General features: G+C 58.1%; 23 protein-coding genes. 18 read left to right on the forward strand and 5 right to left on the reverse strand.

Features of this window, described 5'->3' with window-relative positions; all coding sequences use genetic code 11:
- Positions 1–70: 70 nt before the first annotated feature.
- Entirely contained in the window at positions 71–265 is a 195-nt protein-coding gene (locus tag NB311A_RS02080) for a hypothetical protein (protein WP_009796770.1), read from the forward strand.
- 150 nt (positions 266–415) lie between these two features.
- Here NB311A_RS02080 and NB311A_RS02085 read toward each other — a convergent pair whose 3' ends face one another.
- A complete protein-coding gene (locus NB311A_RS02085) occupies positions 416–1,630 on the reverse strand; it encodes an O-antigen ligase (RefSeq protein ID WP_245256902.1) in 1,215 nt (404 codons plus the stop codon).
- 392 nt (positions 1,631–2,022) lie between these two features.
- Here NB311A_RS02085 and NB311A_RS02090 point away from each other — a divergent pair, with 392 nt between their 5' ends.
- From NB311A_RS02090 to gmd, 5 genes are read left to right on the forward strand one after another with little or no spacing between them, the layout of a single operon-like run.
- Complete coding sequence (locus tag NB311A_RS02090; RefSeq protein WP_009796772.1) at positions 2,023–3,603, forward strand: amino acid adenylation domain-containing protein; 1,581 nt, start codon at positions 2,023–2,025, stop codon at positions 3,601–3,603.
- Positions 3,575–3,826: a hypothetical protein gene (locus NB311A_RS02095; protein WP_009796773.1), complete on the forward strand. Its 252-nt coding sequence runs from the start codon at positions 3,575–3,577 to the stop codon at positions 3,824–3,826. The genes NB311A_RS02090 and NB311A_RS02095 overlap by 29 nt, the downstream gene beginning before the upstream one ends.
- Positions 3,827–4,732: a methionyl-tRNA formyltransferase gene (locus NB311A_RS02100; RefSeq protein WP_009796774.1), complete on the forward strand. Its 906-nt coding sequence runs from the start codon at positions 3,827–3,829 to the stop codon at positions 4,730–4,732.
- Complete coding sequence (locus tag NB311A_RS02105) at positions 4,729–5,331, forward strand: hypothetical protein (RefSeq protein ID WP_009796775.1); 603 nt, start codon at positions 4,729–4,731, stop codon at positions 5,329–5,331. The genes NB311A_RS02100 and NB311A_RS02105 overlap by 4 nt, the downstream gene beginning before the upstream one ends.
- 43 nt (positions 5,332–5,374) lie before the next feature.
- Entirely contained in the window at positions 5,375–6,484 is a 1,110-nt protein-coding gene (gmd, locus tag NB311A_RS02110) for a GDP-mannose 4,6-dehydratase (RefSeq protein WP_009796776.1), read from the forward strand.
- 46 nt (positions 6,485–6,530) lie between these two features.
- Here gmd and NB311A_RS02115 read toward each other — a convergent pair whose 3' ends face one another.
- Genes NB311A_RS02115 through NB311A_RS02130 form a run of 4 tightly spaced genes read right to left on the reverse strand, consistent with a single transcriptional unit; the run spans position 6,531 to position 10,485 of the window.
- Complete coding sequence (locus tag NB311A_RS02115; RefSeq protein WP_009796777.1) at positions 6,531–7,328, reverse strand: bifunctional 2-polyprenyl-6-hydroxyphenol methylase/3-demethylubiquinol 3-O-methyltransferase UbiG; 798 nt, start codon at positions 7,326–7,328, stop codon at positions 6,531–6,533.
- 3 nt (positions 7,329–7,331) lie between these two features.
- The gene (locus tag NB311A_RS02120) at positions 7,332–8,453 is read right to left on the reverse strand and encodes a DegT/DnrJ/EryC1/StrS family aminotransferase (RefSeq protein WP_040673758.1); all 1,122 of its coding nucleotides are present in this window, start codon (positions 8,451–8,453) and stop codon (positions 7,332–7,334) included.
- Positions 8,450–9,742, reverse strand: a complete 1,293-nt coding sequence (locus NB311A_RS02125; RefSeq protein ID WP_009796779.1) for a class I SAM-dependent methyltransferase — start codon at positions 9,740–9,742, stop codon at positions 8,450–8,452. Before NB311A_RS02125 ends, NB311A_RS02120 begins: the two co-directional genes overlap by 4 nt.
- Entirely contained in the window at positions 9,736–10,485 is a 750-nt protein-coding gene (locus NB311A_RS02130; RefSeq protein ID WP_009796780.1) for a glycosyltransferase, read from the reverse strand. The genes NB311A_RS02125 and NB311A_RS02130 overlap by 7 nt, the downstream gene beginning before the upstream one ends.
- Before the next feature lie 324 nt (positions 10,486–10,809).
- Between NB311A_RS02130 and NB311A_RS02135 the strand changes: the two genes are divergently transcribed.
- From NB311A_RS02135 to NB311A_RS02190, 12 genes are all read left to right on the forward strand, one after another.
- Positions 10,810–12,669: a hypothetical protein gene (locus tag NB311A_RS02135; RefSeq protein ID WP_009796781.1), complete on the forward strand. Its 1,860-nt coding sequence runs from the start codon at positions 10,810–10,812 to the stop codon at positions 12,667–12,669.
- A 48-nt stretch (positions 12,670–12,717) separates the two neighbouring features.
- Complete coding sequence (locus NB311A_RS02140) at positions 12,718–13,698, forward strand: lysylphosphatidylglycerol synthase transmembrane domain-containing protein (protein ID WP_009796782.1); 981 nt, start codon at positions 12,718–12,720, stop codon at positions 13,696–13,698.
- A gap of 116 nt (positions 13,699–13,814) precedes the next feature.
- Positions 13,815–14,489, forward strand: coding sequence for a winged helix-turn-helix transcriptional regulator (locus tag NB311A_RS02145; protein WP_050752050.1), 675 nt, complete (start codon positions 13,815–13,817; stop codon positions 14,487–14,489).
- A complete protein-coding gene (locus NB311A_RS02150; RefSeq protein ID WP_009796784.1) occupies positions 14,486–14,998 on the forward strand; it encodes a transcription termination/antitermination protein NusG in 513 nt (170 codons plus the stop codon). Before NB311A_RS02145 ends, NB311A_RS02150 begins: the two co-directional genes overlap by 4 nt.
- Before the next feature lie 88 nt (positions 14,999–15,086).
- A complete protein-coding gene (locus NB311A_RS02155; RefSeq protein WP_305807332.1) occupies positions 15,087–16,118 on the forward strand; it encodes an NAD-dependent 4,6-dehydratase LegB in 1,032 nt (343 codons plus the stop codon).
- A 2-nt stretch (positions 16,119–16,120) separates the two neighbouring features.
- Entirely contained in the window at positions 16,121–17,353 is a 1,233-nt protein-coding gene (locus tag NB311A_RS02160; protein WP_009796786.1) for a LegC family aminotransferase, read from the forward strand.
- A complete protein-coding gene (gene neuC / locus NB311A_RS02165) occupies positions 17,350–18,516 on the forward strand; it encodes a UDP-N-acetylglucosamine 2-epimerase (protein WP_040673759.1) in 1,167 nt (388 codons plus the stop codon). The genes NB311A_RS02160 and neuC overlap by 4 nt, the downstream gene beginning before the upstream one ends.
- Positions 18,509–19,585, forward strand: coding sequence for an N-acetylneuraminate synthase (gene neuB, locus NB311A_RS02170; RefSeq protein WP_009796788.1), 1,077 nt, complete (start codon positions 18,509–18,511; stop codon positions 19,583–19,585). Before neuC ends, neuB begins: the two co-directional genes overlap by 8 nt.
- Entirely contained in the window at positions 19,582–20,226 is a 645-nt protein-coding gene (locus tag NB311A_RS02175; protein ID WP_009796789.1) for an acetyltransferase, read from the forward strand. Before neuB ends, NB311A_RS02175 begins: the two co-directional genes overlap by 4 nt.
- Positions 20,223–21,272: a nucleotidyltransferase family protein gene (locus NB311A_RS02180; protein ID WP_009796790.1), complete on the forward strand. Its 1,050-nt coding sequence runs from the start codon at positions 20,223–20,225 to the stop codon at positions 21,270–21,272. The genes NB311A_RS02175 and NB311A_RS02180 overlap by 4 nt, the downstream gene beginning before the upstream one ends.
- The gene (locus NB311A_RS02185; protein WP_009796791.1) at positions 21,269–21,985 is read left to right on the forward strand and encodes a cytidylyltransferase domain-containing protein; all 717 of its coding nucleotides are present in this window, start codon (positions 21,269–21,271) and stop codon (positions 21,983–21,985) included. Before NB311A_RS02180 ends, NB311A_RS02185 begins: the two co-directional genes overlap by 4 nt.
- Positions 21,960–23,276 (forward strand): N-acetyl sugar amidotransferase, encoded by a 1,317-nt coding sequence (locus tag NB311A_RS02190; protein WP_009796792.1) that lies wholly within the window; start codon positions 21,960–21,962, stop codon positions 23,274–23,276. Before NB311A_RS02185 ends, NB311A_RS02190 begins: the two co-directional genes overlap by 26 nt.
- The last annotated feature ends 3 nt before the right edge of the window (positions 23,277–23,279 follow it).

The raw sequence follows: 23,279 nt of genomic DNA on the forward strand, positions 1-23,279 counted from the left end.
TAGGGTTACCTTGGCGCAAGAGGAACCTAATTCGCAACCTGGCGTTCCTGGCTTAAACGGAGGAACGTCAATGCTTAAGGACGAGCAAATCGCCCTGCTTAAGGATATCAGCGCATCCATAGCTTTCGATGACAGGCGAGCCGCCGTGGATGAACTGGTTATGGAAGGGTACCTCGTGAAGGATGGCGACCTCTATGAGCTCACGGCGAAGGGTGAGATGGAGGTAGAGTCTCACGCCGCATTGCAAGGTTCCCGTAGCTTGTAACTCGGCCTCGCAACCCCTTTATTCGATTTTGAGCACATCCACGGCATTATGTTCGCATTCAATCTGCGATGTGCGATTTAACCCGCCTGCTGGGTGACATCTGTTGCTAGTTGGCGCGCAATGCTGGAAGGAGGTCAGCCCTTGCCCAGATCAACAGCCGGTCGGAACTCCAGAATTGCTTCCTGTCAACGCATCATCTGATTTGCGGAGCTTGGAAACCATGCCTCCGGCCACGCCCACCCCCATTACGTAGATCCAGCCTTCTACGTAGTCGGAGAGGTGTGAATTGAAGAGGGAGCCCAAGACGTTCTGGCTGACCACGATGATTCCGAGCCAGGAGATCCAGCGCATTTCCGTGAACATCAGGAAGTGAGTGATCCACATCGCATAGAGCAAGATGACCCCGATCACACCCCATTCGATCGCGAAATAGAGCGTCTGGTTGTGCGGGTTAGCGACGATTTGATCGCCCGTCACTGTTTTACCGATTGCCTCGCGCTCGAAGAGGCCGCGGATCGAGCCTGTGCCGTGCCCGCCGAGCGGCGAGTTGTGGATGAATTTAAGTGATTTCGTCCAGTATTCGAGACGAAGGCCGACCGAGGTTTGCTGGCTCTGGCTCAACATGTATTGCTGCTGGATGCTGGCGATCCGTTCTCGCAGATTGGGAGCAAGGAACCAAGTGAACGCGGCGGTGAGGGCAATCGCCAGATACAAAACGAGCACATCGCGCCATTTCATATATCGAAACGTTGAAATCAGCAGGAGAACGGGGAGCGAGACGAGGGCGGTTCGTGACGAGGCCACAAGGGCCATGTTGGAAAGAAACGCCACGCCAAGCAAGGCGAATGCGGTTGCCGCATAACGTCTTTGCTTCCGCCACATCGCGATGGCGAGCGCGGCGCTACCGAAGATGCACAGCACGAACTCCACGCCCTGGGTGATCCAGTTCTTGACCGGAACCCCAGGAATTTTATTCGGTGTCAGGTTAATCCGCGGCTCGAACCAGCTCAGCCACGACAGGATCAGCAGAACGGTGGATGATGCCAAAAACGCGAGAAAGACGGTGAAGCCTTTCCCGGAGCGCTCGAACTGGTGCATCAGCAGCGGAATGGCGAGCAGCTTGACCATCGATCCCGCGGCGTGAATCCGGGCGGCCCACGTGGCGTCGGCCCACAGCATTCCAAGCGCTGCGAGACAGAACAATGCAACGGGCAGCCAGTATACCGGGCGGCGAAACTGCGCCCGGAACTGCTGCGCGTCGATCACGGTCAGGAGCGCGATCAGCCAAAGTACTGTAAAAACGCCGAAGATTGTAGTGGACCACGGTAGCGAAAATGCCATCAAGACGGCGAGATGATCCGCCATTCGGGATCGGGGTGCCGCGTTGGTCCAATCAGCCATGAGTTGGTTCAAGCGCATCGCATCTGTTCGCCCTGAGAGTCCGCGTTGAGTTTCGCGAGAAACGTCATGCTCAGCCAAAAGTTAAAACCGAAATCGATTCGACGCAGACCGATCGAACCCACCCCCTATCGTCCCTGCCGCCCGTTTTGAGTATGACACGTATTGAGCCGATGGAATGAGCACCACCCGCGTCGTTGCCAGGTGACCGGGAAAATTGAGGTTCTGCAAGGTGGGAGGGACGCTTTTGAACTCGCGCACCGCGCATGCAACCGCTTGCGAGGCAATTATTGATATTCGGGATCAACGAAGCTAACAAGTCGCCGGCAAGGACGCTGTTGACCCACGGATGACGTTTTTTGACCCCGCTCGCAGCATCATTCGTAAAATCGGCAACGCAATTCAGAGACAAGGCCGCTCTTTGGGTTGATGGCGAGAATTACACCTATGGCGATCTCCATGAGTTTGCGTTGCGTCTCGCCGGCGGATTTCCGCTATCGTCTAAAAGCGGCTTCGATACGTGCGCTATCTTCGCCCACCGAAGCCTTGTCGCCTACGCTGCCATCGCCGCGTGTCATCTGGCCCGATATGCCTATGTCGCGCTGACACCCGCGCAGCCGATTGGCCGTTCACAATCGATTATTACCCAGTCCCAGCCAGCGGTCATCGTCGTCGACGCAAAGTGTTTGAAAAGTTTGCCGCTGCTTTTGCAGAAGGTAAGGGGTCCGACTGTGATCCTGCTCCCTGATCAGGATGCGATCCCGGACTGGGCGGCTGACTTTCCGCAGCATCAGTTTCTGAACAAGAGCCTTTTGACATCGCCGGGTGAACCGCAGCAGGGCAGCGGCCACGACCTAGCGTACGTCATGTACACCTCAGGCTCGACCGGCGAACCGAAGGGGGTCATGGTCTCCCATGGTAATGTCGCAACGTATGTACGGAACGTCGTGGACCATTTCTCCTACAGCGAAGCCGATCGCTTCGTTCATTTACCTGAATTGAATTTTGATCTTTCGGTGCATGACTTGTTTTCAGCATGGTCGGTTGGCGGAACTTTGTATTGTGTCCCGCAAGAGGAGGTGTTGATACCGGACGGGTTTGTGAAACGTCATCGATTGACCGCCTGGACTTCCGTTCCATCCGCCGTGTTGATTCTCAAGAAGTTCAACAAGCTGCGAACCGACGCCTTCGAAAGTATTCGGGCCAGTATGTTCTGTGGCGAGCCGTTTCCAGGTGCGTTGGCGGCGGAATGGATGGTGGCGGCTCCGAACTCGCGCGTTGACAATTTCTATGGACCAACGGAGGCAACCGTTGCCGTGACGGCCTATCCTTGCAGCCGTGGCACGGACTTTTCCGTTTTGCCGCTTGGAGAGCCTTTTGCGGGGCAGGAAGCGGTAGTCTGTGATGCCGATCTAAGACCCGTAAGTGACGGCGAGACGGGAGAACTGTTATTAGGCGGCACTCAGGTATCGGCCGGATACTGGAACCGGCCCGATCTGACCGACGCTCAATTTATCGAGAGACATTTTCCCGGCCTGTCAAGCGGCCGCTGGTATCGTACAGGAGACCTTGCGTGCAATCAGGCGGGGATCGGCCTGATATACAAGGGACGCGCGACCCGGCAGATAAAAATTCACGGCTATCGCGTCGAACTGGGAGAGATAGAAGCAACTTTGAGGAAGTTCAGCGATAAGGAGTTTGTGGCCGTCATTTCGATTCATGGCAGCGGCGGGGAAGTTCTTTACTTATCCGCCTTCATTGAAGGGCTGTCGTCGGATGCGGAAAAATTTATGAGGGCCGAAAGTGCTAAGGTGCTGCCAAACTATATGATGCCTCGTTACATTTTTAGCATCGACGCGATGCCCCTCAACTCAAATGGTAAAATCGATTATGCCGAGCTTGGAAGAATCAATGAAAGACGCATCAAAGTCGGAAGTTGAGCTGGCTTCATTGATTCTCGGTTACCTTTGCGAAGCGGCTCCCGATCAGGCGGCCAGCCTGACGGTCGACGCGAAAATTCTGGATGTGATCGACTCGTTCTCGTTCGTCGAAATGTTTGGATTCATCGAGGCGGAAAGGGGAGCTGCGATCGATCTTTCGAAAGCCGGCCCGCAGGACCTCGAAACCGTGCAAAGTTTCGCCCGGTTTTTGAGCCGAATATAGATGCCAGCGTTTGTGATCACGGGTGACGGCCATCCCGCTTATACAGTGTTGAAAGCGGTCCATGAGACGCAAGGCGCCTCGATATCCGCCTTTATTCCGGGGTCGTCGTCTGCGGTCAAGGCGACGGCCTACGCAGAGAACAACGCCATACCGATTTTGCCGCGCGCGATGCTGATGGGCAGGGAGCCGTTTTCGAAAAGCTTTCGAGCGGAGTGGCTGGTCAATATCAACGGCACCACGATTATCGATCCTGGCGTTATCCGTATGTTCGCCGGACGAGCGTTGAACATGCACCCCGGTCTGCTTCCGAAATACGCGGGACTGCATTGTCATCAGTGGGCTATTCGAAATGGAGAATCGGTTCAGGGTTTGACAGTGCATGTCATGGACGCGGGGATAGATACTGGTCCCATTATGGCGCAGCAAACCATTCCCATATACGATTCCGATACCGGTCTGTCGTTGTTCATGCGCGCGATGGAAATGGGAGCTCACCTGCTGATCGGTGTGCTCACGAGGATCATCGCGAACGATATTCCGCCAGCGGTGCCTCAGAACCTGTCGCAGCGAACCTTGTATCGCCACAAGGACGCGCTTGACGGCGAGGTCGATTGGAACTGGAGCGCGCGCCGTATTCGCGATTTCGTGCGCGCCGCAAACTATGATCCGCTCGTTTGTCCGACTTATGTACCGACCGCGCTCGTCTCCGGCGTTCCGGTTGTCCTGCGCGTGTGTGACGTGGCGCGGCCGGGAGAGCATATTGAGCCGGGAGTTCTGAGAGAGGTCGACGGAAGCCCGGTCATCGGATGCGGAAACGGCGAGGTCGTCGTTATCAAGCGGGCGTTACGGCAAGGGCGCATCATGACCGGCAGCGATTGGCAACAGCTGGTCGGTTCGGAAAGATGATAACCCGTCCTGTTCAACAAGCCGATGCAGAAAGTATTGCCCGCGTGCATGAGCATGCGTTGCCCTGGTCCATCAACGGTCGCTTGGGCTATTCACATCTGAAGGGCATGTACGAGCGGCTACTCAGCGGGCCGGATTGCGTCGGCTATGTTTCAGTTCACAAAGACGAAATCATCGCATTCCAGATCAGCACGACGAACTGGGAGGCAGCGCGCAAGCGCCTCGCCGAAATCGATTGGCGAAGCAAGGCGAGGGTTGTCGGAACTTGTTTGTTGCATCCATACGATCTGATTGCGCTGTTTGAGGCTGTTTTTTTGATTCCCTGGGCATTCAAGCGAACAAAAGTCAAAGCTGAAATCATGGCCTGGGCCGCGGAGCCTGCCAATCCAATTGCTGTCATGGGAGCGTATCAGTGTCTGCTTTCTTCAATCGCCGAACTGGCACGCCGAGGCGAAACAAGATGCCTTGGACAAATGCAAAAGCCAAACGAACGTCCTACGAAAGCTCTCAGCAAGCTGTCACCGGTCATTTTTTCGAAGTATATTCGAAATGACGTTTTGATTTTTAATTGCGCCGAGATCGCAAAGAAGGTGGTTTGACACGCTTCTTTTTTTTCATGTCGATCCTGGCTCGGGAGGCAATATGGTTGACGGGAACGGGCAGCGCCGGGTCGCCCTGATTACGGGCGTAACGGGGCAGGACGGCGCTTATCTGGCCGAATTTCTGCTCGGAAAAGGCTATCTCGTTCATGGCGTCAAGCGGCGGTCGTCCTCCTTTAATACAGCACGCATCGACCACCTCTATTCGGACCCGCTGGCCGGGGAGGTGCCGTTTCTGCTGCACTACGGGGATATGACGGATTCCACCAATCTGATCCGTCTCGTGCAGCAGATTCAGCCAACCGAGATTTACAACCTCGCGGCGCAGAGCCATGTCGGCGTCAGCTTCGAAAGCCCGGAATACACGGCAAATGCGGATGCCGTCGGCGTGCTACGAACGCTGGAGGCAATCCGGATACTAGGTATGTCGGATAAGGTCCGCTTCTATCAGGCCTCGACGTCCGAACTGTTCGGCCTTGCGCAGGAGATTCCGCAATCGGAAACCACGCCGTTCTATCCGCGCTCGCCATACGGTGTTGCAAAGCTGTACGGCTACTGGATTACGGTCAACTATCGTGAGGCCTACGGAATGTTCGCCGCTAACGGGATTCTATTCAATCACGAAAGCCCGATCCGCGGCGAAACGTTCGTCACGCGCAAGATCACGCGCGCCGTCGCGCGGATCGAGATCGGTCTGCAGGAAACTCTGTTTCTTGGCAATCTTGAAGCCAAGCGCGACTGGGGGCATGCCAAGGATTTCGTCGAGGGCATGTGGAAAATCCTTCAGGCGGATAAGCCGGACGATTATGTGCTCGCGACCGGGGAGTGTCGCTCGGTGCGAGAATTCGTGGAGATTGCCTTTGCCGAGATCGGCCGCCGTATTGAGTGGCAAGGCAGGGGCGTTGACGAAACCGGGGTCGACGCAAGGACCGGCGCCGTCCTGGTTCGGATCGATCCCGTCTACTTTCGTCCCACCGAGGTCGACTTGCTCGTCGGCGATGCTTCAAAAGCTCGCGCCGAACTGGGATGGCAGCCGAAAACGTCTTTCTCGCAGATGGTGAAGGAAATGGTTGCGAGCGATCTGCAAGCGGCCAGACTGGAACGCGCAACTCATCAGCATTCGCTCGAGCAGCATCCAGTGCCTGCGCGGTGAGAGGCGGCGGCAGCTTCAGTTCGCCGGCAAACGGAGGCGTTCGGAGTCAGACTTTGCGCAGGGCATAGAAGACCAGCGAACTTCCGGCTTCTCGCTTTAGCCTGCCGTGAATTGCCGCTATTAACCAGTATACCAGGGCCGCATAATACTGGCGCAGCTCCGGGAACAGGAACCAGCGCCCGAACAGCCGCTTGGCTGCCATTGACGGAAGGGCGCAAGGCATCAGAAGATCATAAAATGACGAGAAGTTCGGCGATGCATAGAGTCGTTCCTCGGCCACCTCGAATCCTGCAGCGGTGAACAGCTCCCGCCATCCGGCGCGTGAATGCACGTTGTAGTGCTGCCAGAAACGATTGTGGAATTTGCCGTATCGCGCTTCCAGCCCGGTCGCACCGAAAAGGTTGAACAGCCGCGCGGGCAGCGAATTGTGCTCCAGACGGTCTGTCGGAATAGTAAGAAAAAGCTGTCCGTTCGGGGCCAGAAGGCGATGCACTTCTTTCAGCACCGGCATCAGAGCGGGAATGTGTTCGATGACGCTGTTCGATAGGATGGTGTTGTAGGCTTGATCGGGTTTCGGAATCCTGTCTCCCGCGCACACCATTAGTTCGTGGTAGGAATCCTGTTGCTTGGCGCGCTCGACTTCCGCCGGATCGAGGTCGATGCCCGTATCCAGCTTTTCGTCGAACAGGATCGCTGCGAAAATTCCATCGCCGCATCCGATATCAAGGATCGGCCGGACCCATTCGCGTTCCTTGAGAATCTCGCATTCGACGGCGCGCTCAAATGCGAGCGCGGCGGGAGCCAGATCGAGATAGCGGCGAAAAAAATTGTTTCTGAAGATCACTGCTCAACCCGCGTTGCGGATGTGGTGACAAAAACGGTCGCAAATATATCCGATCTGCTCACCGGTGAGATCAAGAAAGGTAGGTAGCGAGATAACGCCGGCGCTTGCGACCAGCGCATGGGGTAGCTCAGGTGCGTCGTAAGGCGGCATCAGGCTGAGCGCGTAAAAACCTGGACGCGTTTCGATGCCGTCCTCGAGCATCGCGGCCATGATCCTGTCCCGTCTGGATCGCTGCCGTGAGGGATCGGTGTCCTCGATCAGTACGGCGATGACCCAAAGCACCGGATCAACACGATCCGCAAAATGCTGCAATCGAACCCCGGAACAGGATTGCAGGGCGTCGCGGTACAGCGCATGGATGCGGCGGCGATCCGTCAGGATGTCGTCAAGGCGCGCGAGTTGCGCGCAGCCAATGGCGGCCTGCAGATTGGTCAATCTGAAATTGTAGCCGACCACGTCGTGCCAGTACCTCTTGTCCTGGCGCATCCCGTGGTCTCGTAAGACCCTCATGCGCCGGGCGAGGTCGGGGTCGTTCGTCACGACGAGACCGCCTTCGCCCGTCGTGATCGTTTTGGTAGCGTGAAGGCTGAACGTGCCGACGCTTCCCATCGTGCCGGCGCATTTGCCGTCGAAACGAGAAAAGGCCGCTTCGGCGGCGTCTTCAAGGATAGCCAGATTATGCGCCTTCGCGCATGAGGTGATCGCGTCCATGTCGGCCACGTTGCCGTAGAGATGAACGGGGAGCACGGCCCTGGTGCGAGGCGTCACCAGCCGATCAATCTCATCCGGGTCGAGCAGCCAGGAGTGTGCGTCGATATCGGCGTACAGGGGGGTGGCGCCCACTGACAGGATCATGTTGGCGGCGGCCACGAACGTGAATCCCGGTACGATGACTTCGTCTCCGGGGCCAATTCTCAGACCACGAAGTGCCAGCTCCAAAGCGACCGTTCCGTTTGCTACCGCCACGGCTTCGGCGACCTGCATGCGCTCGGCCGCCACCCGTTCCAGCCGCTGGACATACGGTCCGCCCGAAATCCATGCCGACCGCAGCGCTTCGATGACCATCGATTCTTCGTTCCCGAAAAGCTTTGGCCGTGCCCAAGGGATATGGACTGTTTGAGTCATGGCGTTCTGGAGCGTATCCCGCTGGGACCCGTGTCGGATGCGTTTCCCACCACTTCAAATTCTGGAAGTGGAAAAATCAGGTGGCCGCCGTCGGCGAGAAACGCCGCTTCGCGCGCAACGAACTCTTCCCGGAAGTGCCACGGCAGAACAAGAAAATAGTCTGCATCCTGGCGCGCTAATTCTTCGGATATGATTGGAATGGCCGTTCCGGGTGTGCGCCGGCCCCATTTTTCCGGATTTCGGTCGGCGCAGGCCGTCAGCAGATTTCCATCCAGTCCGAAATGCTGCAACAGCACGTTGCCTTTGGTCGATGCGCCATAGACATAGACGCGCTTTCCGCGCCCAACCTCCTTGGTAATGAAATCCTTCAAGCGGGAGCCTAGCGCCGCAACATTGGCGCGGAATGCCGCAAACGGTTTGTCCGTGGTGATCTCGAGCGCGGTCTCGCGTGCGCGCAGCGCGTCAATGATGTCCCGGTTTTCGGGATAGGCGGCATCATTGTGACACACCCAAAGCTGGAAGCTACCGCCATTGATATCGTTCAACTTGATGTCGAAAACCCTCAGATTTTTGTCCCTGGTAAGCCTTTCGATTTGCGCCAACGCATAATATTCAAGATGTTCGTGGCAGATCGTGTCGAACGAGTTCTTGTCGAGCATATCGGGAAGATAGCTCTGTTCGAGCACCCAGACGCCGTCGGGAGCGAGCACCGTGGCGATGTCCCCGACAAAACTGCCGGGGTCTTCAAGATCATAGAACATCGCGATTGATGTGATGGCGCGAGCTTTGCGGCCGGGGAGCAGATCAGCGAACGATTTGGCGTCAAAGAAGCCGGCATGAATCCTGAACTCGCCGGGATACTGATTGGCGAACGAGCGGGCGATCGGATCGATTCCGGCGCGCACAAGATCCGGCATCGGATAGCTCTTGAGCAATGTTCCGTCGTTGCAGCCGATATCGAGCACCACGTCGCCGGAAACGATCGCCGCGCGTGACGCCACGGCATTCGCGATCTGGCCGAGGTGGTTGCGCATCGTCGCATTGGTGCCCGATCGATAGCCGTAATTGTCTCCGAACATTTCGGATACACGGACTGAATGCCGCAACTGCGTCAGCCCGCATTCGTCACAGCGCACGAGCTGCAGCGGCGCTTTCGGGGGGGGCGGTTCTTCCGCGGCCGGGAAGCGTCCGGTCAAGGCTTGCAGTCCGAGGTCGATCGCAGCGTGCAGATCCGAACTGCCGCAAATCCGGCACTTGGTTATTGCGTGAAACAGGTCCGGAGTTACCATCGGTTGGCCGCCCTGAGATAGATCAGCCGCGCAACCTCGCGCGTGTAGCGCATGAATATCGATATAAAACGGGTCTTGCTACCCCCCGCTGCTCGCTCGCCATAGAAGACGGGGACTTGCACGTGAGTCATCCGCTCGCGTTGCGACAGCAACAGAAGCCGGAAAAAGTAGTCGCCGTAGCCCCAGAAGATTTTGTCGAAATCGAGCTTGAATAACGCGGCGCGCTGGATCGCAAACAGACCGCTCAGGTTGTCGTCTATGCGTGTACCCAGTGAGATGCGCATGAAGATATTGTAGAGGTAGCTCAGAAAGTAGCGCAGCCGGTTCGGCATTCCGCCGCCAAAGATGAACCGCGATCCGATCCCCAGATCGACCAGTCTGGCCACTTCGAAAATGAGTACGGCGTCCTTCGGCTGGTGATTGAAATCCGTATCCATGACCAGGATGACCGAGCCTTGCGACTTCTCGATCCCCTCGCGGATCGAAAATGCAAGCCCGGGATTGGCGGCACGCTCGATCACGACTACGCCGCTGTCATCGGCGAATGCCGCGCGCGCAGCCATTGCGGTGCCGTCAGGACTTCGATCGTCGATCACCAGAATTTCGTATCTGACGCCGACACGTTTGAATTCCCGACGCAGCTCGTGCACCAGCGGAACGATATTCTCACGTTCCTGGAATGTCGGCAGTATAACGCTGACATCAGGCTGGCCGGTCGGCTTGTATGGCTCGGTCAATGGCATCACTTGCGGAAAACGCGCGATCAGGCGGGATTTATTGCCGGCGTGAATGAGATGTTGACGTCTTTGGGTCTGTGCCGTTCGTCGGTCGGGGTTGATCGATCATTTAAGTGGCCTTGTCAACGTGAGCTTAATCGCCTTTGGCGCCTGTCAAGCGGCGCAAAATGCTGCTATCCCCGCAATATTGATGCTCGCAGGGCAGGCCCTGACAGTCCGCAGGGAGGGGCATTGCGGACCCCTGACTTTGATGTCAGAAACCCGAATGTGCTTCGCCATTCGGCGTGCAGTCGCTTATCATGGAATGATAAATCTGTAGCGGGACCGCCAATGCCGACCTGGCGCTCGGTCGTAATCTATCTGTTCGCCTCGCTTCTGGTATCGGCGATTTTCCATTCCAACCTGTTGGCGCGGCTTGCCGTCGACAATCAGCAAAAGGTCGGCGTGCCGCTTGCGAGTTCCCGAACGGACGCGAGTGACAACTACGCCTATTTCAGTCTGATCGAGCAGGGCTTGGGAGCGTGCAATAGGGCGACATATCCCGAGGCCACAAGAATTGAAGGCAATTCTCTTGCCTGCACATATATCGGCGGCGTGCTCGTCGGTAACGTCATGTGGCGTCTCTCTCATGCCGTCACACCCTCGAAGCGTGCAGCGATTTCATTGCTGCTGATTCTCAGCACAGCGCTTCTGGCGATGTCCTTAATCCTTGCATTCGGTGCAGTTCTCGACCGGCAGTTTGGCTTCGCCTCAGCGTTGTCGATTGCAGGAATATCGTTATTTCTGCTCGATAACTTCGCCCTCAGCTTTTATCTGCAGTCGCTGCAGCTGGATTTTGTCGGAGTGCTTGATCTCGAGCCAGGCTTCGCCCGTCTTCTCAACCCTTCTATTTTCTGGTCGTTCGGGCTTCTGACGCTTACCGGCGTGCTTCTTGCCATGCGCCAACGCAGCCGTGCTCTGGCGGGATGCGCAGCGGTTGCCGCCGCCATATGCGCCACCGCGGGGCTTGCCGTGACGGCTGCGTTGATCGGCGGATTGGCGCTCTTTCTCGGTCTTCAACTCGTCATAAAACGGCGAATCGATTGGCTAGTGTTTTGCGTGACCGCGGTGCTGGTTTCTGGTGCGGCCTATATGCTGCTCGGCTTTTCTACGTTTCACAACACCCAGCTCGGTGCGAGCGTCCACCATGGCGAAATGATGCGACTGCGCGCCAATTTCTACTTTCTCTGGCTGCTTGTTCCGGTCGCGATCGGCAAGATCAGCATCGCGGGGCGAGAGCAGAACATGCTCATGAAATGTCTGCTGCTGTCTTCCGCAATGATGGGAATGTTTTGCGACTCGGTCGAATTGGGGTCGCGATTGTGGCTGCGCGGCTCGTGCGTATTTGCCTTTCTTGCGGTCGCCGCGTGGTCATGGAACCTTGCGGAATCTGCTGTCGGAACGGCTCGCGGCCCGCGGTCGGCCGATTTTCCGCTGCGGGTGAGATGGAGTATTCGCGCCGGGTCCGCGCTCTCCGCTATCGCTGTCGCCGCCATTCTGTTTGGCGCGATGCAGATCGTTCGTCCGTTCCATCTCGACCGGCCGCGAGGTTTCGTCGATCGCGACAAATATGAGATGCTCACTTGGCTCGAAGGACATGCGCCGTCCGGTTCGGTGATCGCCTCGACCAGTATCGAGGACAGTTTTCTGATCGAATTCTATACGTCAGGACGTCCTTACGTTCCGCTCTTTGGTCTTACGATCCTGCCGCAGTCTGAAATCGTCAGACGTTACTTCCGCACTATCGGCGAGATCGAGGAAGGCCGGCTGCTTTTTGACCGGCTTTCCGCGATCACACCGAATGCGTTATCGTCTTACAACGTTGCGCTGAAAGATGGTCTAGGGCGTCCATTCGACGAAACCGCCTATCAGTCGTTGGCGTTTTATTTGATGCTGCTCTATTATCCCTTTACCACGGAAAGTCGGAATATCTTCTCAGCGAACGCACCGACGGCCGTCTTTCTCGACTGGCTGCGCGGGTTGCGCGACCAATCGCGCGGGGAATGCACACGCTATGACTATCTCATCATTCGGGCGTCTGAACATCTGACCGAGGGCGGCCGGCACGATGAACTGTACCGCAACGCAAGCTACGCCGTGCTCCATCCGAAAAGTTCGGCCGATGGAAACCGCGCGATCGATTGCCGCTAGGTTGAGCCGAGTATCGGGGCCAAACCCGTGACAGCGAATGTGAAACACATGCGCGGGATTTTGTTACTTGTCATCAAGATTGCGGTTTCAATCGCATTACTGGTTCTCGCACTGCGAAAAGTCGATTTTTCTGATGTCGCCGCGCGGATCGATCTGGTTACGCTGTGGTGGCTTATCTTTGCGCTCGCCGCTGTCCTGTTGCAGATTTTTTTCGGCGCTCTGCGATGGCGCGAGATCGCGCAGCTTTGCGGCGCGCCGTTGACGATTTGGCACGCTTTCCGTTTGAACATGATCGCGGCGTTCTTCAATCAGGCGCTACCGTCTTCCGTCGGCGGCGACGCGATGCGCGTGTGGTTCGTCGGCCGTGGCGGCGCTGGCTGGCGTGCAGCCGGCTATTCGGTCTTGATTGATCGCGCAATCGGTCTTGCGGTGCTGGCGGTTCTTATAGCCGGGAGCCTGCCATGGAGCTTGCGACTGATCGCGGATCCGCACGGTCGCGTGGCGCTCCTGCTGGTCGACGTTGCGGCGATAGCCGGCGGGATTGGCTTCCTGGTGTTGGGCTTCCTGCCATGGAGGTGGCTGACCCGCTGGCAAATTATACGGCATGTTCGGGCGTGTTCCCAAATCGCCGGGCGGCTGGTCACCAGCCGCGTTCACGGTCCTTCGCTTGTCATTCTGTCTTTGCTGGTCAACGTCCTGAATGCAGTAGTGGCGTGGGCCGTCATCCGATCCATCGGGGCCGACGCGTCGTTTGCACAGCTCTTTTTGCTGATTCCCCCTGTCATGCTCGTCACGACGATACCTGTATCGATCGCGGGCTGGGGCTTGCGCGAGGCGACGATGGCGCTGGCCTTCGCTTACGCAGCATTGCGCCCCGAGGATGGGGTGGGGGCATCGCTATTGTTCGGAATCGTGAACTTTCTCGCGGGCGGCCTTGGGGGGGTGGTCTGGATTGTGAGCTCCAAACTGGCAGACCCGGACGATTCGGCTGTGGATGAGGCCGGCGAGGTACCAAGTCGGGTTCGCTAACAACGTTGTAATATAAACGAAAATCCGAGAACCCTCGCGTTCACGGCATGAACAAAAGGCTTGACGTTCACAGTGTGAACGGGGTAAGCGGCAGTCCGATAAACGGGGCGATCAAGGTGTCGGACACCGCCAATACCAAGGACAGTGAGAACGGGATTATCCTGGGATTGCTGACGTCCCTCGCCGAGGATGGCGGGCTGTCGCAACGGCGGCTGGCTGCGGAACTTGGTATCGCGCTGGGTCTTGTCAACGCGTATCTGAAGCGCTGTGTCAGTAAGGGGCTGGTTAAAGTCCAGAACGTTCCAGCGCGCCGCTACGCTTACTATCTTACGCCGAAGGGATTCGCGGAAAAGTCGCGCCTGACTGTCACTTACCTGTCGCAATCCTTCAGCTTCTTTCGTCAGGCGAAAAGCGACTGCGTCGCCATGTTCGAGGCGGCCAAGTCGCGCGGCCTGCGCACCGTCGTCTTGATGGGGCGTTCGGATCTGGCCGAGATCGCCGTGCTGTGCGCGATAGAAAGCGGCGTCGAGATTGTTGCGCTGATTGATGCCGAAACCAAATCGGGCCGGTTTCTGGGGATTCCTCTTGTCGCCTCGATCGGCGCCGTCGAGAGGAATTTCGACGCGGTCGTTATCACGGATTTGGTCGGCGCCCACGAGAGCCGGAATCTGGCCGCGCTGGCGGTTGGCAGGGATAGGGTTCTGCTTCCGCGTCTTCTAGGTATCGTGGAGGACCGTGAAGATTCGAATGATCAGAAAGATCCTGGCGGTCAGAAAGACTTGGCGTCATGACCGCTTCCGGACAACAGTGGTATGTGGTGCAGACCCATCCGCATGCGGAAGGCAAGGCGGCCGCGCATCTGCGACGCCAGGGCTTTGAGGTCTATTTACCACGCTATGCCAGGCGACGCCGCCATGCACGTCGCGTTGACATCACGGCATCGCCGCTGTTTCCACGATATTTGTTCGTGGCGATCGATCTCGTTCATCAGAGGTGGCGTGCCATACGCTCGACGGTCGGTGTCACGAACCTCGTCTACAGTGGCGACGAGCCAGCGCCGGTGCCGGACGATGTCGTCCGGCGTCTGAAACAACGTGAAGATTCGAAGGGCTGCGTTCAACTCGATCTTGCGCCCCGATTTTCCGCCGGCGATACCGTTCGCGTCGTCGACGGCGCGTTTTCTGATTGCCTGGGCCTGTTCGAGTCGATGAGCGACGGCGAGCGTGTTCTGGTGCTGCTTGATCTTCTGGGCCGCAAGGTCCGGGTGACCATGGATATCGATACGATCGAGGCCGCGTAGAGCCATCGGTTTTGATCACATCGGCGCTCACGGCGGGCGAGAGGGATGAATCCCTTTCACCCGAATGGCGGTAGCATGGCTGTCGCAGATGACATTGTCGAATGAACCGATGAAACTTCAGGGCAAGAAAGTTCTAGTAACCGGCGCCGATGGCTTTATCGGATCGCACCTCACCGAGCACCTCATCGCGCAGGGCGCGAATGTGCGTGCATTCGTTTATTATAACAGCTTCAACTCCTGGGGTTGGCTCGACGAGACCGATGCGCAAGTCAAGCGCGAACTTGATGTGTTCGCCGGTGATATCCGTGATCCGAATGGCGTGCGGACGGCAATGCGTGGATGCGACGTGGTGTTTCATCTTGCCGCACTTATCGCAATTCCATACTCGTACCATTCTCCCGATGCGTATGTGGACACCAATGTCAGGGGTACGTTGAATGTCGTGCAGGCCGCGCGCGATCTCGGCGTTGAGCGGGTGGTTCATACCTCGACCAGCGAAGTTTACGGGACAGCCCGTATCGTGCCGATTACGGAGGAGCATCCGCTCCAGGGACAATCGCCTTATTCGGCGACGAAGATTGGTGCGGACCAGCTCGCGATGAGCTTCCACCTTTCGTTCGGTACGCCGGTCAGCATCATCAGACCGTTCAACACGTATGGCCCGCGACAGTCGGCGCGGGCGGTGATCCCCACGATCATCACGCAAATCGCTTCGGGCGTGAAACGGATCAAGCTCGGTGCAATGACGCCGACGCGAGATTTCAATTACGTTCGCGACACTGTGCGAGGGTTCGTTGCAGTCGGCGAATGCGACCAAGCCGTTGGGAAGGTTCTGAATGTCGGCAGCAATTTCGAGATTTCGATCGGAGACACGGCCAGCTTGATTGCCCAACGGATGGGGAAGGACGTCGAGTTCGAACTTGACCAGCAGCGCGTGCGTCCGGCCGGCAGCGAGGTCGAGCGCTTGTGGGCCGATAATACGAAAATCAACGAGCTGACAGGGTGGACGCCGGAGTATGCGCGCCGGGACGGGCTCTGTCGCGGCCTGGATGAAACCATCGCCTGGTTCAGCGACGCCGCCAATCTGCGACGCTACAAGGCCGACCTCTACAATATCTGACGATGCGCGAAACGACGGCTCCACGCGTGAACGGCGACCGGATGCAAATACATCCCGAACGTGCATCGAATGTGGTGGCGTCGGTGCTCGCAGCCATGCACGGATTGTTCGGCACGCCGGACAAGCGGATTGCGCTGCACGAGCCGGAGTTTCGCGGCGAAGAATGGACCTACGTCAAGGAGTGCATCGATACCGGATGGGTATCGTCGGTGGGCTCCTATGTCGACCGGTTCGAGCGCGATCTGGCGGCGTTTGTGGGCTGCAAGCATGCCGTTGCGACATGCAACGGAACATCCGCGCTTCACATCTGCTTGATTTTGGGAGGCGTGGAGGCGGATGATGAAGTTCTTATTCCGGCGCTGACCTTCATCGCGACCGCGAACGCGGTATCGTATATCCGCGCGGTGCCGCACTTTGTCGACAGCGAGACAATTTCGCTGGGAGTCGATGCAGGGCGGCTGGAGCGTTATCTCGAGCGTGTCGCACAGGTTATCGGTGGCGTTTGCGTCAATCGCGCCACGGGTCGACGGATACGGGCGCTCGTCGTCATGCATGTGTTCGGGCATCCATCGGATCTCGATGCACTAGTGGAAGTGGCCCGGCGATGGAAACTGGCCTTGGTCGAGGATGCCGCCGAATCTCTCGGTTCGTATTACCACGGTCGCCATACCGGAAATTTCGGATGCCTCGCTGCGCTGAGTTTCAACGGCAACAAGGTGATGACCACGGGCGGGGGCGGTGCGGTCCTTACAAACGATTCCGAACTGGCGAAGCGGGCGAAGCATATCAGCACGACGGCGCGCGTCGCGCATGAATGGAATTTCCTGCACGACGAGGTAGGCTACAACTACCGGATGCCGAATATCAACGCCGCGCTCGGCTGTGCGCAGCTCGAGCGGCTGCCGTCGATGCTGCAACGCAAGCGCCATCTGGCGGACCGTTACGGACAGGCATTTGCGGGGATCAATGGCGTCCGGCTTCTGCGCGAGCCACCGGGCACATCGAGCAACTACTGGCTGAACGCTATCATGCTGGATAATGGATTGGCCGCACGTCGCGATGAACTGCTCGGCACGCTCAACGAGGCAGGTTTCATGTCTCGTCCTGTCTGGACGTTGATGCACAGGTTGCCCATGTATCATGCCTGTCCGCGTATGGACCTCGATGTCGCCGAACGCATCGAGGCGCAACTCGTTAACCTCCCCAGCAGTCCCGGGTTGATCGCCTCACCATGAACCGACGAATTTGCGTCGTGACGGGCAGCCGCGCCGAATACGGATTGCTGCGCTGGATCTTGAGCGATTTGCGGGCCGCGGTCGATGTCGATCTTCAGCTGGTTGTGACCGGCATGCACCTGTCGCCGGAATTCGGCGGCACGGTCGGGGAGATCGAGAGGGACGGCTTTTCCATCACTCGCCGTGTGGACTCGCTGCTGTCGAGCGGCACTCCCGGGGGCATAGCAAAGTCGATCGGTCTCGGGGTGATCGGCATGTCGGATGTCCTGGAAGATCTCAAGCCGGATATCGTGCTGATACTTGGCGACCGGTTCGAGATCTTCGCCGCCGCGCAGGCCTGCCTGGTCCATAACATTCCGATCGCCCATATCGCGGGGGGAGACACGACCGAAGGCGCGATCGATGAAGCTATGAGGCATGCCATTACCAAGATGGCGCATGTCCATTTTGTCACGAATGCGGAATCAGCACACCGGGTGCGCCAACTCGGGGAAGATCCGTCGCGCATCTACGAGGTTGGAAGTCCGGGTCTTGACCATCTGCGTCGGCAGCCGCTCCTCGACCGGTCGGCGGTGGAATCCAGACTTGGAGCGCGGCTCGGCGAGAAAAATCTTCTGATTACTTTTCATCCGGTCACGCTTGAAGCCGCGCATGGCGAAGCGCAGTTCGCCGCACTGCTGGATGCACTCGATATGCTCGATGACGATACCGCGCTGTGGTTTACCCATCCAAACGCCGACGCCGGCGGCCGGACGATGGCTGCAAAGCTGAAGGCGTGGGTGCAGGCCCACCCGAATCGTGCGCGTCTGTATACGTCGCTTGGCCAGTCGCTTTACCTCAGTCTCATGGCTCAGGTGGACGCTGTAGTCGGAAATTCGTCGAGCGGACTTTACGAGGCGCCATCGCTCGGTGTCGCGACCGTCGATATCGGCGACCGGCAGCGTGGCCGTCTCGCCGCGACTTCGGTGCTGCACTGCGCGCCCGATTGCAACGCCATTCGGGAAGCGATCGCGAGAGCGATCCAGCTTGATTGTTCGGGAACGAAGAGTCCCTATGGTGACGGACATTCGTCGGAGAGAATCGTCGAAGTCCTAAGAGCGCTACCTCCGGCAATGGAGCTGATCGGCAAGCGGTTTCACATGATCGGGAACGCCGATGCCTGAGCGCACCCTGATCATCGCTGAAGCGGGCGTCAACCACAACGGCTCGGTCGAGCAGGCGCTCAGGCTTGTCGATGTCGCCGCCGATGCCGGCGCTGATATTGTCAAGTTTCAGACTTTCAAGGCGGACAAACTTGCGACGGCAAAGGCCGCGAAGGCGGAATATCAGGTCGTCAACACCCATGAAGCCGGTTCGCAGCTCGACATGCTTAGCGCGCTGGAACTATCGCTTGCGGATCATCGGATCATTGCGGAGCGTGCCCGCAGCCGGGGCATCGGCTTCATGTCGACGGCGTTCGATGTCGAAAGTCTGGCGATGCTTGCGGCGTTCGAGATGCCGGCGATCAAGATTCCGTCCGGCGATGTGACCAGCGTCGATCTCTTGTTGCGATCGGCGCGATCGGGAAAGCCGCTGATCATTTCGACGGGCATGGCGACCTTGGGAGAGGTGGAGCAGGCGCTGGGCGTCGTGGCTTTCGGACTCGTTACAGACAAGATGCCGAAGTTTCGCAAGGATTTCGAAGAAGCCTATTGCAGCAACGCAGGTCGCAACGCTTTGCGCGAAAAGATCACGTTGCTGCACTGTGTGACGGAATATCCCGCGCTGCCGCAAACGATCAATTTGCGCGCGATGACCGCCATGGCCGCGGCGTTCGGCCTGCCCGTGGGATATTCCGACCATACGATCGGCATCGAGATCGCGCTTGCCGCGGTCGCGCTGGGGGCGGTCGCCATTGAGAAGCATTTCACGCTCGATCGCGGTCTGCCGGGCCCTGACCACAATGCGTCGCTTGAACCGCACGAATTGAAACAACTGGTGATGTCGATCCGCAATATCGAAAGCGCGTTGGGAAACGCCGTGAAGGGTCCGGACGCCCATGAGATGCGCAATCGCGCGGTGGCTCGCCGCAGCCTCGTCGCCGCGCGTGCGATCCGCAAGGGGGATATCCTGACGCAGGACATGCTCGCCGAAAAGCGGCCCGGCACCGGCTTGCCGCCGATCGAGGCGCTGAGACTGATCGGCCGCCCCGCTGGGCGCGACTATATGCCTGATGATTTGATCGAACCATGAAGCCCGTCATCATCATTGGAGCGGGTGGACACGCAGCCGTCGTCGCCGATGCCTTACAGGCGGCGGGTGTCAGTGTGTTGGGATTCACCGACGCCGACTCCACCAAGCATCAATCGCGGCAGTGCGGCCTGCCGATTCTGGGCGGCGATGCCATCGTTCTGGCTGGTTACGATCGGAATGAAGTGTTGCTGGCTAACGGCGTCGGCGGCGTGAGAGGGACCGATGCGCGCAGGGCTCTGCAGTTGCGCCTTCAGGAAGCGGGTTGGCGGTTCACGACGGTGATACATCCGACCGCGATCGTCTCTCCTCATGCGCGGGTCGGCCACGGTGTTCAACTTCTCGCGGGCAGCATCGTTCAGGTTTCCGCAGTGATAGGTGAGGGGACAATCGTGAATACCGCGGCGATCGTCGAGCATGATGTCGAGGTCGGAGACTATGTGCATGTGGCGCCGCGTGCGCTGTTATGCGGCGCGGTAACGGTCGGGAATTTAAGCCACATCGGAGCCGGCGCGGTGGTGCGTCAAGGTATTCAGCTTGGACAACATACGTTGGTTGGTGCCGGGGCCGTCGTCGTCAAGGATTTTGACGGAGGCGGGGAACTGGTTGGCATGCCGGCCCGTCCCGCCGGAGGTATCGCATGAAAAACTGGGAGATCGTTCTTATTGATCCCGAGTTGTCGCTGCGAGAAGCGCTCGAGGTGATCGACAGGGCAGGGACGCGCATGGTTCTGATTGTCGATGAAAATCGCAGGCTGCTCGGGACGCTCAGCGACGGCGACGTACGCCGCGGGCTTCTGCGGGGGCTTACGCTGACCGATAGAGTTTCGCAGTCGATGCACGTCAATCCGACCGTCGCGAAGTCCGACGAGGACATTCCGGCTATCATCGCATCGATGCGGAGCCGGGGTGTCTATCAGATGCCCATCCTCGATCATGAAGGCATCGTCGTTGGCCTGCAGACCATCGATGATTTGCTGACAACGCCGAAGCGTGACAATTGGGTTGTGATCATGGCCGGCGGCCGGGGCGCGCGGCTGGCCGAACTGACCAGCGAGACGCCCAAGCCGATGTTGAAGGTCGGCTCACGGCCCTTGCTTGAGACCATCATCTCGAGTTTCTCGCAGCAGGGGTTCCACCGTATCTTGCTGGCGGTCGGTTACAGAGCCAGGCAGATCGAGGACCACTTCGGCGACGGGTCGTCGTTTGGGGTGGATATCTCGTATCTTCGCGAGGACAAGCCGCTCGGGACCGCAGGCGCGCTGAGCTTGCTGACCGAGCAGCCAACGCTGCCATTGGTCGTGACCAATGCCGACCTTCTGACCAAGGAAGATTACGGCCATATGCTCGACAGACATGTCGAGTCGAGAGTCGACGGGACAATGGCTGTTCGTACCTATGACATGCAGGTTCCGTTCGGCGTTGTGCGCGAAAATGGCGCGGGAATTGAGGCGATCGAGGAGAAGCCAATTCAGAGCTTTATCGTCAATGCAGGCATGTATGTGCTGTCGCCATCGAGTCTGGGTCTGATCCCGAAGAATGCGACGTTCGACATGCCGTCGCTGTTTGATGCGATGATGAAGCATGGAATGACGACGCGGTGCCATCACATCGATGGCTATTGGCTCGATATCGGTCGAATGGCTGACTATGAGCGGGCGAACGTCGATTTTGCAGAGATTTTTAGATGATCGACGGGCGGTCGGTTCTCGCGATCATCGCGGCCCGCGGCGGATCGAAGGGAGTGCCGGGCAAGAACATCGTGCCGATCGCCGGGCGTCCGCTGATCCAGTGGAGCATCGATGCTGCCCGAAAATCGTCTCATGTGGATCGGCTGATCCTGTCGTCTGACGATGCGGCAATCATCGAAGTCGCCAAACGCGCGGGATGTGATGTGCCGTTTATCCGAGATGCGGCGCTCGCCACCGATGAGGCGTCATCGATGGATGTCGTGGCTGACGCGTTACGCCGCGTCCCCGGTCATGACATCGTCGCTCTGTTGCAGCCGACGTCGCCGCTGCGAACGGCAGCCGACATCGACGGCGCATTGATGAAACTTGTTGAAAGCGGCGCGCCGGCTTGCGTTAGCGTCCGCGAAGCAGAAGATCATCCCTATTGGACTTTTCGGCTCGATTCAGCCGGCCGGCTCGCGCGATTTACTGAACCGGATGGCGATCTACCGCAGCGCAGGCAGGATTTGCCGCCGGCGTGGTGTTTGAACGGCGCAGTCTATGCCGCCCGTGTCGACTGGTTCATGCGTGCGCGGACGTTTCTGTCGGATGAAACCGTCGGTTTCGTCATGCCGGCCGACCGTTCGCTCGACATCGATACATTTGCCGACATCGAGCGGCTTAGGAATATAGCAGGAGAGAATGGCAATGGATCGATACCCTCGTCACCGTGACGTCGACATGGCGCCGTTTTCGTCCGAGCGGCCTAATCATGCGCGTTACGGCCTGCCGGTGCAGGTTTGCTTTTGCAAGAGCTGCGTAATTTCCAACCAGCGTCCTAACTCCACGATCGAGTACGAGCACACGAAGAACAGCAAGAAAAAAACCATCAACTTCGACGCCGAAGGCGTCTGCGACGCCTGTCGGGTGGCTGAGCACAAGGCTAGGACTATCGATTGGTCGGCCCGCGAAGCGGAGTTGCGCGAACTTTGTGATCGTCATCGCAAAACCGACGGGACCTATGACTGCATTCTGCCCGGCTCTGGCGGAAAGGACAGCTTTTATGCGGCGCACATTCTGAAGACCAAATACAATATGCATCCACTGACGGTCACCTGGGCGCCTCATATCTATACGGATTGGGGGTGGCGCAACTTCCAGTCATGGGTCCATGCCGGGTTCGATAACTTCCTCTGCACGCCGAATGGTCGGGTTCATCGCCTGCTCACGCGCCTCGCGGTGGAAAATCTTTTTCATCCGTTTCAGCCGTTTATCTTCGGCCAAAAATCTCTCGCGCCGAAGATGGCGCTTCTGCACAAGATTCCGCTGGTATTCTACGGCGAGAACGAAGCGGAGTATGGTAATCCGGTCGCCGACACGCAAACGGCGCGCCGCGACTGGTCGTATTTTGCGGCTCAGGACAAATCCAAGATTTACTTGGGGGGGACGTCAATTGCCGATCTGCAGGATCAGTTCGGCGTCGACCTACACGAACTGCAGCCGTACATGCCGGCCGATCCCGTGGCAGTCGAACGGCAGAAAGTCGATGTGCACTACCTTGGCTATTACCTGAAGTGGCACCCGCAAAGCTGTTACTACTATGCCGTTGAGCATGGCGGCTTCCAGGCTTCGCCGGAGCGAACCGCGGGGACTTACAGCAAATACAATAGCATCGACGATCGCATTGATGATTTTCATTACTACACGACGTTCATCAAGTTCGGTATCGGCCGTGCTACCTACGATGCGGCTCAAGAAATTCGTTCCGGCGACATTACCCGTGAAGAGGGTGTCAGCCTAGCGCGTCGCTTCGACGGAGAATTTCCCGAGCGGTTCGCCGAAGAAATCTTTCGCTACCTGAGCATTCCCGAGGCTGAGTTTCCAAAGGCATCAAAGATGTTCGAGCAACCCGTCATGGATCGGAGATATTTCGATAATCTGGCTGACTCCTTCCGGTCGCCGCATCTTTGGAAGTACGAGAAGGGCGCGTGGTCATTGCGCAAGACAGTCTGGAACGAAGAATAGAAC

Source organism: Nitrobacter sp. Nb-311A, assembly GCF_000152905.1.
Lineage (GTDB): Bacteria > Pseudomonadota > Alphaproteobacteria > Rhizobiales > Xanthobacteraceae > Nitrobacter.